Genomic DNA, 12,503 nt, shown 5'->3' on the forward strand with positions numbered 1-12,503 from the left:
GTTAATGACGACAACATTAATCGACGATTAACCTTATCGTTAATATATCTTTTTAATTCATAGTTGTCAACCAAAAATCATGAGTCATTTAAAGGAAATACCCAAAAGCCATATTTGACAAGGGATTTAAATCCACCTAATATGATTAATAACAACCTTATATCAATATCTAGAAAGCTGGTGTTTGCATGCAGTATAGTATTGGCGTTGAATATGGACTGCATTGCTTGGTATATTTAATTGATATTCCTCCTGATTCTACTATTGGGATTAAAGAGCTTTCCGCTTTTCAAGGCGTTTCGGAGACTTATCTTTCGAAGATTTTTGCTAAATTAACAAAAGCCGGTATCGTAAGCTCTGTTCCTGGTGTAAAAGGCGGCTATAGATTAGCCAAGTCTCCTGCGGATATTTCTTTTTGGGATGTAGTTGTAGCTGTTGAAGGTGCTACCCCCATTTTTCAATGTAAAAACATCAAAAATAATAGCTATCTATGCCGTGATGAAGACTATGCAGCATGCGCTCAAGCCTCTCCCTGTGTGATTAACTTAACTATGCTCGAAGCTGAAGATAGTATGCGCAATGTTCTGCGTAACAAGTCACTTACATGGTTGAATGAAGAGCTTGATCGCGTATTAACCCCTCAATCGCGTAAAGATACTCGTGAATATTTTGCTAATAGCAACAATGTTTAATCGTGAATTTAAAATAATAACTTCTCATGCCGAAGACGCAAAAACAGCGGCAGCCTTGGAATTAAAATCCCAGGCTGCCGCTGTTTTTTTAGGAGTGACACGTCGTCGAAAGTCATATGTTCCGCAACTTCTATTTTACCCTCGATTATTTGATACCTTAGCATATTTATTTTGATCCATATAAAATAAAACATGCTTATTTAATGGACTGTCCTTATCAACTTTCGGGTGATGGAAATTTTTAATAAAATTCATACCGATTTTTACCATTACGTTTTTCGAAGGCTCATTAACATCGGCAGTAAAACTATAAACTTCACTAAACTTCAATTCGTTAAATCCATATTGTAGACAGGCTGCCGCCCCCTCAGTTGCATATCCTTTCCCCCACGCCTCTTTTTTCAGTCTCCAGCCAATCTCTATGCATGGTGTAAAATTTGCTTCAAATGTTGCCTGATGAAATCCAATAAACCCTATAAACTCATTATTTTCCTTTACATCTACCGCATAGAACCCAAACCCGCATTCTTTAAACTCGGATACAATTGATTCATAGAACACTTTTGTTTCTTCGGGCGATAAGGATTTAGGGAAATACCTCATAACTTGTTCATCCTCATTTAGCCGACTAAATGGCTCTAAGTCAGATTCTTTCCAGTCGCGTAACTGCAATCTCGATGTTTCTAAATATATCATTTCACACCACCTGCCCTTTAGCATAATGAAAAAGGAGCGGCTGCCGCGGCAAACTGTCCCCTTAGTTGATTAAACAATTATATTACCATATTATTCAGCGTAACGAAGTGCTACCTCGCGGCAACCCTTCTAAAAATCGTCGATTAACGAAAGTCCATTGATGATCCGAATCCGACTATCTTGAAGAAAATCGCGAGTCCAATCGTCCGGCTGACGTAAATCCCAGCTCCGGTACATACCGATGACTACAACATTTAATAAATGGGCGCCTGGTGACATACGCAAACCTCACTTCAACGAAGCATTATTTTTCATAGCAATCATAACCACCCAGGTTTTTACAGTCAATGGAAAGATTACTTATAATAACAATTACGCTATCCTGCCCATTAGTATAGTGGTTACCTGCCGAAGCAGCAGAATGGATAACTTAATAGATTGCTTTAATTGACGAGGCGCATTTTGTTATAATGGTCACAACGCTAGACGAAGCTGCACATCACCAGTGAAATGAGGAGGTTGTCTTTTTGAACAAGAAGCAATTCATGGCAAGATGGGACGACGAGCAGCTCGCTGAAGCGAATCGAGCATTGGCCGCTGTTACTGGCAAACAAAACCTGCACAAAAAAGAACGTTCCTTTCCTTCCTCTCCCTTTGGACAGACCGATACAGGACTAGAAGATTTTCGGGGAGTCGTTTTGACAGAGACAGTTCAGTACCTAACTTTACATCAAGTAGATTTGTCTTATGCGCGTTTCGTGGAAGCTACAAGTTTGAACACCTCAAATTTCACGAATTGCTGCTTTGATGGGGTTAAGCTGGATGGCAGGTTTATGACACGTCAATTCAGCCACTGTTCGTTTCGAGGGGCGAATCTGAGTAATGCCAGGATTAGCGAGCAATTTGAGGATTGCGATTTTACAAGAAGTAATTTAAGCAAAGCAATAGCAAGGGATGTATCTTTCACACGATGCCGGTTTTCCAATGTTAATTTTCGCGGCGCCATGTTTATGTATTGTCGGTTTGAGGAATGCAGCTTTGATGGGGCTGTTTTTCATTTCAGCTCATTAGCTGGAAGTCGTTTTGTGGGAGAGACAGATTTGCTTCCTGTATGGGGGAATACGATAATGGACGGTGTCAAAATCAATGGGGAAACTCTTGCTAAACCACCGGAATCGGAGAGCATGTGAACTGTGATGGAGCGAAGATGTGATACATATATTTCTATAGAACCTTCCTCCACCACTTCTACAGACCACCTTATAATGGCCCGAATTTACTATGAAATGTAATTATGTTTTCTTTCTTTCCTTAAGCGAATATTCAATGATAAAATCCAACAGTTGACTGAATGAAATCCCCGCCGCTTTGGCACTTTTGGGCAGGAGGCTATTTTTCGTCAGGCCAGGCAGTGTATTCACTTCCATTACATATGGAATTCCATCTTTAAGAATCATATCAATTCGGGCGTAAACGCTGCATTTCAATGTTTTATAACAGCCTAGCGCAGAAGCACGGACCTGCTCAAAAATATCGGGAGGCAATTGGATCACTTGTTCATCGGCCCCGCCGTCGTCATACTTGGAAGAGTAGTCAAAAAATTCGGATTTAGACCGAATCGCAATGATGGGAAGAAGTTTTCCGTTTAAGATGGAGCAGGTTATCTCTTCACCACTAATATATGGCTCGATCAACACTTCATCATCCCATCGAAAGGTTTCGTGTACCTCAGGTACTAACGTTTCTTTGTTTTTTATAATTTGGATTCCTATACTCGAACCGCCTGAATTTGGCTTCACAATAACCGGATATCCCAGCCGTTCGACGGCTCCAATAGATAATTCATCTATACTACTCAAATGAATCCAATCAGGGGTGGGGATACCTTCATTGCGAAATAGTTTTTTGGAAATATTCTTATCCATGCTCAGGCTGCTCGATAAAACGCCGCACCCGGTATAAGGAACGCAAAGTGTTTCAAGTGCTCCTTGAATCGTTCCATCTTCCCCATACTTTCCATGAAGCGCAAGCAGTGCCACATCAATATGTTTCACTTGTTCAACGAGTTCATCTTTACTATTGATTTCAATTGGATACAACTCATATTTTTCTCTATCCAAATTAGCAATCATTTCTCTCCCAGTCATAAGGGATACCTCTCTTTCTGATGAAGTCCCCCCCATAATCACACCAACTCTCATAGCTGTACCTCCCTCATCATTCGTTTAGCTGTGTCACCTATGATTTGAATCCCTTTTATGATGTCCTCATCTGTGACTCGTGAGAAACCAAGACGCATAGTATGGTGACCTTTGTTATTCGTAAAGAAAATGTTGCCCGGTGTAAATATGACCCCTTCTTGACGACAGCTTTCTAGCAGGACATTGGTATCAAAGTTATCATCGAATTCAATAAACACGTGAAGTCCTCCGTCGCCTGAAAGCCGCTTTAACGGAATAAACGCTCTACAACACCGAATGACTAATTCACACTTTCGCTTATATTCAGATTTGGCTTTTTTCAAATATTTCTCGAAGTTGCCATTATGAAGATATTGATAGAGCAATGATTGATCTAGTGTGGAGGTGTGAATGCTCCGCGCTCTCTTGACGCTTTCCAGATAATAAATGAACTCTTTTTCGGCCAAGACCCACCCAACCCGGAGGCCAGGGAAAAGGATTTTAGAAAAACTGCCTAAATATATGACACTGTTTCCATTACCGTTGCAAGCAAATAAAGGCGCAATGTGGGATCCGGAATACCTTAGTTCCTCGTTGAAACCGTCTTCTATAAGCGGGACTTGATATTTATTCAACAGCCTGATAACTTCCATTCGTTTATGGGGAGACATCACAATACCAGTTGGATTATGATAAGAAGGCACAAGGTAGGTTAAATCAAACGGTCGTTCGGACAATGCTCTCTCCAGTTCCATCAGATTGATCCCGTCTTGCTCCATCTCGATACCCGTAATATCAAATCCATGCATTTTAAAAATTTTAATTGCTGCATGATGAGTAGGATTCTCGCAAATAACACGCCCATTTTTCTTGATTAAAGCCGACAAAATGATGTCTAACCCTTCAGTAAAACCGTTCGTAATCAGGATTTCCTTACCCTCCAGATTAACCCCTTTATTCTTCATGTATCGAAGCAAATATTCCATTAACGGTTTGTAGCCCTGCGCATATCCATAATTTAAGATGACTGCACCTTCAATGGACATCCGATCTAGAAATGCTCGTTTGACATTATCGAGATCAAATAAATTTTCATCCGGTGCATACATTTAACAATAAAATAAGAACCACGATGTGTGATTTTCTACCCACTTGTGGTTACTAACAAGCTTGCTTGTTACAATAGATTATCAATTAGCCAGGGCTTTATTATAGGTAAAACTGTGGCGGGTTGCATTGCTTTTGTATGATTCATGTCATTTCCTTTTAATATTTCTACATCCCAACTGAGATGCTCCAATTCAGTTTTATTTTTTTGTAATAATCCGACTATATCTACAGTAACACTCCCGAAATTTTCTCCGTAAATAATGGTATCTTTTTCTCCTGCAAAAGCTAGTTTAGGGATAGTCAACATATCTTGAATTTTTTTATCATCAAAATCCATTAAGCTTTGATACATAGTAAAAAACTGCTTAGTTTGATTGGAATCAATTTTCACCTGTACATGATCCCAATTAATTTCTTCAGGATTAGTATTTATTTCTTGTCGGTATTCAGACGTATTTTGATTATTCATGTTTTGATTTTTCAAAGTTTGCTTGTACGTCATATTAGTTACTATCATCATTTCTTTATAAGGCCCTTCATATGGTGGGTATCCCCCCATTATCAAACTTTCTAGCCTATTAGTTCTGATTGCCAATTGTAATCCAACTAGAGCCAACCATGAGTAACCGTAGTAACTAAATTTCCTAACATTCATTTCATCAGCTATCAGTAATAAATCTTTTGCAATGTTTTCAGGTGTGAGATCATCTGGTTGGGGATTTTCAAGAAGGTGACCTTCATAATCAAAGTACAATACTTGAAACTTGTCGGAAAGTCCCTCCACCAAATTTTTCCCTAATTCAGGGTCTACCCCCCACAATCTCAAGCTTTCAGCTTCCTGACCATAAACGGACTTTTTCGCTACCGGTAACATAATTACTTTATTAGAAGTATTTCCAGTCAAACCAACTTCTATTGTTGAGCCACCACTTAATGTCACGATTTTTTTCATTCTTATCACTCCTAATCTGGTTATACTACTATCATATAACATTGATGCAATATTTCGGTTTTAGCATTCTTAACGTTGCCGCTATGCGCTTTCTAACTTATTATGTTAATGTAGCACTTGAAGGTATCACTTTAATGAAAGGGAAGAAAATGAACACGACATATACACCTAAACAAATTGCTGATAAATTAATAGTAAGCACAACCACGTTAAGAAGATATGAAGAACAGAATTTAATTCCCGAGGTGCCAAGAAAAAATAGCAGTCATCGCTACTACCAACAAATCCATTTTCAAGCCTTTGTTACTATTCGATCTTTACTAAAAGGATATGACATACCTGTTGTTTATGAAGTGATGAGAAGAGTTAAGTGCGAAGATTTTGAAGCTGCTCTTTGGCTAGTTAATAATCAACAATACAAAATTCAAATAGAGAAACATAAAGTTGAAGAAATTTTGACCATGATAAAAAGTGCTGATTTTAATAAATATAGAAATGTTAAAATATCCGACAATATGAGTATTCGAGAAGTAGCAGAAATTGCTGAAGTAAACACTTCTGCCATTCGGCATTGGGAAAAGGAGGGGTTAATTCACTCAGAAAGAAATAAAGAAAATGGGTACAGAATTTTTACCGTAGCTGAATTAAGAAAAATACTGGTTATTAGCAGTTTAAGAAAAACAGTCTATTATATTGAAAATATGAAAGAACTTTTAAATAACTTAGACAAACAAAGCTATTCAAAAATAGAACGATCTTTTCACCTCGCCCTACAAAATTTGAATAATCAACTTATCACACAATTCAGAGGAATTACTGAACTGATGAACTATATAAATTTTTATAAAGAGTATGAACCAGTAATCTAATTAGTTAATTTATTTTCGCAGTCGCTTCGGCTTACGTAGGCGTTGTAGAATGTTGGTTTACAAACGAGAAGCCATTCTCACATGAAGAGTTGGATAACAGCTTGGGACATAGTTGGAAAGGATATGTAATTAACCCTCGATCAGAATTCCCCTACAATGAAAGCCGTGATAGCTGTTAATGCAGCTTTTACGGCTTTTAATGAGAAGTTACAAACTCGCGGCTACTTTTATATTATTCCTGCATGAGGAAAGTACTGGACTCTCTGAACTTGGTCGGTTTTGGAATTAAGCATCGTTTGGCAGTATTTGATTTTTTCTCATGTCCTTTTCTTAACCAACAAGCGTTTCTTTCTATTCTGCGCACATCTGATCTGTTTCTTTGTTCAGGCGAATGTATAATACTGCTTCTTAGCTGGTCGTTACCTTTTCGTCATTGTAAGTTGTGACCAGGTCACTCCAAGGTTAGGTAGCACGGCACTGACACGACAATGCTAATTGTGAGAAGATTTGAGAGAAATGCCGGGAGTCATAAAGGCATTGATTGCATTTAGGGAGGTGAGACATATGACAATTGAAATACGTGAAGTGGAAGAGCTTGCACCAACAATGTCTAAGACAACCGATGTTTTTGAAGGCGACGGACATTTCGTTTAATCTTATTGAAAAGGAAAAGGTCGTACATCTCTGTACGATCTTTTCTAACAAGGAGGTAACCATGATTTATAAACTAAAGGATCATTACCGTCGGGTAATGACTTATCAGAAAGATACCATTCGAATCGTGACGGAGTATGGACCGATCGAAATTCCTGACTCAGATGGCAAAATTGTCGCTTTCCTAAAACTGCTTGACGGAAATAAACGTATCGAGGAGTTGTCCAAATTCCTTTCTATATCTGTTGCGGAAATTGAATTGGGGATTCGTATGTTACTAAAATTTCGGTTATTGGAATGCCTTGATTCAGATAAAGACAAAAGCGTATTTAGCGATAGTGAGTTGCTAAGGTACAAAAACAATTTGAGTTATTTTTCCCTATATGAAACCGAATCGGAAAGCCGATACACTTTTCAAAGCAGATTGAAATCCACCACTGTGGCCATTATCGGCCTTGGCGGTGGGAGCGTGATCGCCGCATGGCTCGCCTCGATGGGAGTTGGAAAAATTATTGGAATCGACTACGACATCGTGGAAATCGGCAACTTAAACCGACAAATGCTCTATACGGAAGCTGACGTCGGGAGGCTGAAGACGGATGTCGTCAAAGAGCGTCTCCATATGCTCAATAGCGATACTGTAGTCGAAACGATAGATCAGAAGGTCGATTCCACGGAATCCATCCTAAAAGTCCTTCGAGGGGCCGATATCGTCGTTGGTGCGATCGACTGGCCTCTGCTCTATGGCTCCCGATTTGTGAATACCGCCTGCCTTCGGGAGAATAAGCCCTTATTTTTTGCCGGACTAAGACACGGCTCCGCATTCATTCACCGCATTCTTCCATATCAAACGGGTTGCGCAGATTGCTTTTGGATAACTTCCTTGCGCTCGAACGAAAGCACCCTTTCGTTCGTAAACGATGTCATCAACGGGGTTCATACCCCTCAAATAAATCCCGCCTTTGCGCCGAATATTGCCTTACTAACATCGCTTGTCGGATCGGAAATCGCCAAATACATCACTAAACACAGCCCGATTTTCCCGAATCCCTATACGAGAATCCGACTTCATGATACCGAGATCAGCCATCATGAGGTACCTAGGCTTTTGGAATGTCCCAGCTGCGGCAGCCATGTCGCGAATCTAAATGAGCCAACTGATTTAATGACATTAATAACCTTGTCGGTCCAAGATGATCCAAGATAAAGAAGTTTCAGAAAGGAGCGGAGTCATTTGATGGACATTAAGCTTTCGTTGTTTTCCAAAGTTTGCTTGAGTCACTTGTCGATCCAAAAGGAAGGGAACGAGTACACGATCGGGGATCCGAACATCCCGAAATTTATTCGTGTGCCCGAAGCTGCTGTTTTCGCCGTGAACGATGCGGACGGATTCAGAACGATAGAAGAGATTAAAACAAATTTGATGCGTGAACATGGAATCGATGTCGACGTCTTGGATTTTTTCTCCAAGCTTTTAGCAATTGGATTTGTCAAAAGCGTCGATGATATCGTCCTACTATCGGATGCGCCACCCTCATCTTCCCACGAACGGATTGTCAAGGTTTCAAAAATATTTTTCAATTCGTGGACGGCAAAGCTGTTCGTGTTCAATTTTTTTGCCGTCCTGGTTTTATTTTCGATTAAACCTGATCTGCTGCCGCATTTCAAGGATATTTTTGTTTTGCCGGCTGTTGGGATTAATGCTTTCGTGGTAATTTGCTTGACCTATTTCTTAATCTTTCTCCACGAAATGGCACATTACTTTTGCAGCTATAGCAAAGGAATAAAAGCGACGATCCGCTTATCGCGCAGATTTATCTTCGTCGCGGCCGAAACGAAAATGACCGGGTTATGGTCCAAACCAAAAATAGAGCGATACTTTCCTTATCTTGCGGGCATGGCGCTGGATGTTACTCTCATCTTCATCTGTTTATTAGTTCAGGTAATGATGCCGGAAAATTCGCTTTTCGTTACGATATCTCGTTTGGTGGCGTTTCTTTTGTTTACGGGTATTTTAGGTCAATTCATGGTTTTCTTGCGAACTGACGTTTATTTTGTTCTAATCAACGCGACCAATTCATCGAACCTCTTTCAAAACGGAATGCTATTCCTAAAGAGCATGACTTTAAGGAAAAGACAAGAGAATCGGAGGATGTGGAACCAGTTGCCTAAGACAGAAAAAGAAGCATCTATTTGGTTTAGCTTGATCTACGTCTTCGGTATCGGTATCGTGCTCGTTTTGTTTGTTTTTTTCACGTTTCCAGCGTTTTTGACAGTTGTTTCCAGGGCATATAATGAGACAGTAAACTTTTCGATGTCCCATTATAGGTTCTGGGATGGAATTGCAAGCTTCACGGTGATCGTCCTAAGATTGGCTCTACTTCTAATAGGGTCAAGAAATACGTACCTGGATAGAAAGAGGCGACTACAATCGGAAATTGGATAGGGAAGCAACTCGTACATGACCCATTTAAAAGCGGATCGAGATTCAGCCACCGCCGCCTTTTAATAGACTGTCAGATTTCGCCTTCAAACCTGCTTCCCACACCTTCATCAACACCAGATTCGGAGCTTTTGAGTTCAAGATAATAACGAAACAATTTTTCATTCATATGAGAGTCCCCCACTTTGAATCTTAACCCATGCCCTTCTGGCTTCATTTTGGCCGACTCTCGACGGTCTTGGTTCCTAACAGAAAATTCGGATCTAACTAATCGCTGCTGACTGAAATAATACATTCAAAGCGTTCAACTCCGGGATACTTTTCTCCCAGACTTGTTATCGTAAAACCAATTTTTTTATAGAAACCAACAGCATCTCTATCCGTTTCTGCCCTTATTCTTGAGATTTTTTTGGTTTTTATAAACTCATGTATCATTTCACTGCCTATACCCTTACCGCGATAATCGGGTTTAATCGCAATATGTTTTAGTTCTACTTCATCATTTAATTCGTATACGATTCCGATTAATCCTACTTGCTCCTCATTAAATATACTTCCTAAAAGTTCCCTTGAATTATCTTTTAAGTATTTGTTCAGCTCATTAGAAATTTTTTCTTCATCAGGCCACATGCATTCTGCCAGTAGATGCTTCACTTCTCCTAAGTCCTTATTGTCCTTTAAATTAATCAAGGGAAACACCATCCTTATACGATCAATATAAGTTATATAATTCTTCACTGTATGATGGATTATGAAATATAAGTATGCTCAGCAAAACAAGAAATTTCAATAAAACTATTTTTTTCATAAAATCTTTTGGCCTCAATATTAGTTTTAGCCACACGCAGATAAATATTTTCCATCCCATGCAACCTCATACGGCTTATACAACTTTTCAATATGATACTTCCATATCCAAGGTTTTGATATTTGGGATCTATAACAAAATCGCGAATATACGCTCCCTTTGTAACATAGGCGCCGACCAATTGATCGCTCAGCCAAAATGATTGCACCTGTTTTTCTAAATTATATCCATTAAATGTTCTCAGGAATTTTTCCGGCGCTATTTGGCAACTATCTGTTCTCCAACCATTATCTTTGTTTAATTTATAATACGCTCTATCAAATAAATTAATAAATTTTTCGAGCATATCTGGCGTGAATCCTTTTTCCAAAAATAGTTGCTGATCGGAAAGGCCTACTCCATTGTTGTTGGAATACTTCAACTGGAAACCTTCCATATCTGTTGTGAATCCAAGTTCTCTCACGAATTCAATTATTTCATTGTTTTTTCCATTTACATTAAAGCAGACCTCTCTTGTTTCGGTAGCCTTTAAATAAGGAGTGATTTTGTTTTCAATTAATTCTAATAATGAGTCGCTCATTCTGTATTTGATGAAAGAAGCAAATGCTATTATACAATCAGAATTCTCCACCAAACAAAAGATACCATGATTTTGAATGGATTCTTCATAAAAGACGACGGATACCGTTTTATTTGCGATTGCAGCTCTAACGTAGTTTTCTGCGGCAGTCGTGACAAGAGATATTAAATACAACATTTTTTCTTCAGTGTATCTTTTCAATCAACAACAGCACCTTTTCAGAAAATTCATCCATACTACTGCTAATTGTCTGCGTTATGATATTTCCAATAAAGCAATTCTGTATCGCTGTGGTCAATAGCAGATTAGTTTCAAGTTTCATAGTCATGCCTCCCTCCCCTATAGCGTACAATATTTTACCACACAGCTTTTGGTTAAGTACATGTATAACTAAACTATCCTGAACGTTACTTCAATTGGAAAGAGGAGCTGCATTTAGCAAGCTCCTTCACTATAGTTTCACGTTAGTTATATGCTGCTGGTTTAAATCACCAGGCTATGTTCTTCCAGCCCGCTTGCCGCTCCTCCCGAAAACGTTGCACCCAGCTCTCAGCGATTTCATCGGCGATTGGGTCGAAGAATGGAGAGGCTACCTGCACAGATTCCGTCGGTATATTCAGAAAGTTCAATACTTTCATAACCGTATCTTCGTAGTTCTGGATAAAATCTTCGTATACGATCGTCATAGGTACAATACGTTCCTCTGCGAAAAACGCTTCCATGCCAGCTTCACGCAACGTGCACTCCACAAGTAAATGATTGATCCCATCAAAGGAATACTTATCCGCTATCTCCTCCTGATGTGGTCTTGTGCCATGAACCCGGTGCCATTCTCCGGATACGATAGCTCTCCACCACGACACCGCGAGCCTCACTTTATTGCGACGGGTCATAAAAATATGTTTACAAGCGGGGAAGGCTTCTTCCCAAATCTGTGGCCTCGACAGACCTGCTGGCAGATGTAACTCTCTTTGGAACGTATGCAACCAGTCATCCAGCTTGACAGACGAGGTCTTGAGCCCGAATACGCCATTTGGAGTCGTGCCATTTTGCCACATTTGCCGTATGTCCTGGATGCCGAATGTGCCGGGATCTGGCTCGGTCAGCCACTCTCTTGGAATTCCTGCTACCTCCGTCGATTCGAGTGCTTTATACAACAATGTACTTCCGGTCCGCTGTGAAAACCAGATTGTGTAACTGCGTACAGGTTTCATCGAACATTCCTCCTTATGTATAGTTTTTTGTTCTTAATCATAAATAGTTGGCGAAGTTGTCGACGCAGTACTAAAATGTAATCTCTACGTATCCGAGCATAAATATAAAAAGCCATGAATGAACAAGCGTTCACCCACAGCTTCCATTAAGTAGGAATGCCTAAACAAGACAATGCCTTGTCCCAAGCTACGGAAGCAGTGATGATGTTATGGTTCATTACGGAGTACATGAACGACGACACAACAAAGCTATCCCTACCTAGTTAAGTAGAGTAACCTCGTTTACGCTCATGTGCTATTAGGTT

General features: G+C 39.7%; 13 protein-coding genes and 1 pseudogene. 5 read left to right on the plus strand and 9 right to left on the minus strand.

From position 1 onward, the window contains the following. Positions 1 to 188 precede the first annotated feature (188 nt). Complete coding sequence (locus J2Z66_RS05750) at positions 189 to 692, plus strand: Rrf2 family transcriptional regulator (RefSeq protein WP_209970424.1); 504 nt, start codon at positions 189 to 191, stop codon at positions 690 to 692. Between the two features lie 135 nt (positions 693 to 827). Here J2Z66_RS05750 and J2Z66_RS05755 read toward each other — a convergent pair whose 3' ends face one another. Further along, on the minus strand, positions 828 to 1,388 hold the full coding sequence (locus tag J2Z66_RS05755; protein ID WP_209970425.1) for a GNAT family N-acetyltransferase: 561 nt from the start codon (positions 1,386 to 1,388) through the stop codon (positions 828 to 830). A gap of 129 nt (positions 1,389 to 1,517) precedes the next feature. Further along, entirely contained in the window at positions 1,518 to 1,667 is a 150-nt protein-coding gene (locus tag J2Z66_RS05760; RefSeq protein WP_209970426.1) for a hypothetical protein, read from the minus strand. Between the two features lie 248 nt (positions 1,668 to 1,915). Between J2Z66_RS05760 and J2Z66_RS05765 the strand changes: the two genes are divergently transcribed. Next, complete coding sequence (locus J2Z66_RS05765; protein ID WP_209970427.1) at positions 1,916 to 2,578, plus strand: pentapeptide repeat-containing protein; 663 nt, start codon at positions 1,916 to 1,918, stop codon at positions 2,576 to 2,578. A gap of 102 nt (positions 2,579 to 2,680) precedes the next feature. On the opposite strand, the gene J2Z66_RS05770 is transcribed toward J2Z66_RS05765, so the two are convergent. The 3 genes and pseudogenes from J2Z66_RS05770 to J2Z66_RS05780 form a co-directional block, all read right to left on the minus strand. Further along, positions 2,681 to 3,589, minus strand: a complete 909-nt coding sequence (locus J2Z66_RS05770; RefSeq protein WP_209970428.1) for a D-alanine--D-alanine ligase — start codon at positions 3,587 to 3,589, stop codon at positions 2,681 to 2,683. Next, positions 3,586 to 4,671: pseudogene (locus J2Z66_RS05775) on the minus strand (aminotransferase-like domain-containing protein); the annotation flags it as partial. The gene J2Z66_RS05770 and the pseudogene J2Z66_RS05775, both read right to left, overlap by 4 nt. A gap of 74 nt (positions 4,672 to 4,745) precedes the next feature. Next, on the minus strand, positions 4,746 to 5,630 hold the full coding sequence (locus J2Z66_RS05780; protein WP_209970430.1) for an alpha/beta fold hydrolase: 885 nt from the start codon (positions 5,628 to 5,630) through the stop codon (positions 4,746 to 4,748). A gap of 134 nt (positions 5,631 to 5,764) precedes the next feature. Here J2Z66_RS05780 and J2Z66_RS05785 point away from each other — a divergent pair, with 134 nt between their 5' ends. The 3 genes from J2Z66_RS05785 (at position 5,765) to J2Z66_RS05795 (ending at position 9,599) form a co-directional block, all read left to right on the plus strand. After that, a complete protein-coding gene (locus tag J2Z66_RS05785) occupies positions 5,765 to 6,499 on the plus strand; it encodes a MerR family transcriptional regulator (protein WP_245375311.1) in 735 nt (244 codons plus the stop codon). A 715-nt stretch (positions 6,500 to 7,214) separates the two neighbouring features. Further along, on the plus strand, positions 7,215 to 8,360 hold the full coding sequence (locus tag J2Z66_RS05790) for a HesA/MoeB/ThiF family protein (RefSeq protein WP_209970431.1): 1,146 nt from the start codon (positions 7,215 to 7,217) through the stop codon (positions 8,358 to 8,360). 30 nt (positions 8,361 to 8,390) lie between these two features. Then, positions 8,391 to 9,599: a hypothetical protein gene (locus tag J2Z66_RS05795; protein WP_209970432.1), complete on the plus strand. Its 1,209-nt coding sequence runs from the start codon at positions 8,391 to 8,393 to the stop codon at positions 9,597 to 9,599. A 264-nt stretch (positions 9,600 to 9,863) separates the two neighbouring features. On the opposite strand, the gene J2Z66_RS05800 is transcribed toward J2Z66_RS05795, so the two are convergent. The 4 genes from J2Z66_RS05800 to J2Z66_RS05815 all read right to left on the minus strand — a co-directional run bounded on the left by J2Z66_RS05800 (position 9,864) and on the right by J2Z66_RS05815 (position 12,198). After that, positions 9,864 to 10,295, minus strand: a complete 432-nt coding sequence (locus J2Z66_RS05800; RefSeq protein WP_312894450.1) for a GNAT family N-acetyltransferase — start codon at positions 10,293 to 10,295, stop codon at positions 9,864 to 9,866. 50 nt (positions 10,296 to 10,345) lie between these two features. Beyond that, a complete protein-coding gene (locus J2Z66_RS05805; protein ID WP_209970434.1) occupies positions 10,346 to 11,185 on the minus strand; it encodes a GNAT family N-acetyltransferase in 840 nt (279 codons plus the stop codon). Next, the gene (locus J2Z66_RS05810) at positions 11,169 to 11,306 is read right to left on the minus strand and encodes a hypothetical protein (protein WP_209970435.1); all 138 of its coding nucleotides are present in this window, start codon (positions 11,304 to 11,306) and stop codon (positions 11,169 to 11,171) included. The genes J2Z66_RS05805 and J2Z66_RS05810 overlap by 17 nt, the downstream gene beginning before the upstream one ends. A gap of 166 nt (positions 11,307 to 11,472) precedes the next feature. Next, a complete protein-coding gene (locus tag J2Z66_RS05815; RefSeq protein WP_209970436.1) occupies positions 11,473 to 12,198 on the minus strand; it encodes a Stf0 family sulfotransferase in 726 nt (241 codons plus the stop codon). Positions 12,199 to 12,503 lie beyond the last annotated feature (305 nt).

Source organism: Paenibacillus eucommiae (assembly GCF_017874215.1).
In the GTDB taxonomy this organism is placed as follows: Bacteria; Bacillota; Bacilli; order Paenibacillales; family NBRC-103111; genus Paenibacillus_AI; species Paenibacillus_AI eucommiae.

Bases quoted from the DNA above. Each gene is read 5' to 3' on its own strand.
- J2Z66_RS05750 (WP_209970424.1), top strand. From the start codon at position 189: ATGCAGTATAGTATTGGCGTTGAATATGGACTGCATTGCTTGGTATAT.
- J2Z66_RS05755 (WP_209970425.1), bottom strand. From the start codon at position 1,388: ATGATATATTTAGAAACATCGAGATTGCAGTTACGCGACTGGAAAGAA.
- J2Z66_RS05760 (WP_209970426.1), bottom strand. From the start codon at position 1,667: ATGTCACCAGGCGCCCATTTATTAAATGTTGTAGTCATCGGTATGTAC.
- J2Z66_RS05770 (WP_209970428.1), bottom strand. From the start codon at position 3,589: ATGAGAGTTGGTGTGATTATGGGGGGGACTTCATCAGAAAGAGAGGTA.
- J2Z66_RS05780 (WP_209970430.1), bottom strand. From the start codon at position 5,630: ATGAAAAAAATCGTGACATTAAGTGGTGGCTCAACAATAGAAGTTGGT.
- J2Z66_RS05785 (WP_245375311.1), top strand. From the start codon at position 5,765: ATGAAAGGGAAGAAAATGAACACGACATATACACCTAAACAAATTGCT.
- J2Z66_RS05790 (WP_209970431.1), top strand. From the start codon at position 7,215: ATGATTTATAAACTAAAGGATCATTACCGTCGGGTAATGACTTATCAG.
- J2Z66_RS05795 (WP_209970432.1), top strand. From the start codon at position 8,391: ATGGACATTAAGCTTTCGTTGTTTTCCAAAGTTTGCTTGAGTCACTTG.
- J2Z66_RS05810 (WP_209970435.1), bottom strand. From the start codon at position 11,306: ATGAAACTTGAAACTAATCTGCTATTGACCACAGCGATACAGAATTGC.
- J2Z66_RS05815 (WP_209970436.1), bottom strand. From the start codon at position 12,198: ATGAAACCTGTACGCAGTTACACAATCTGGTTTTCACAGCGGACCGGA.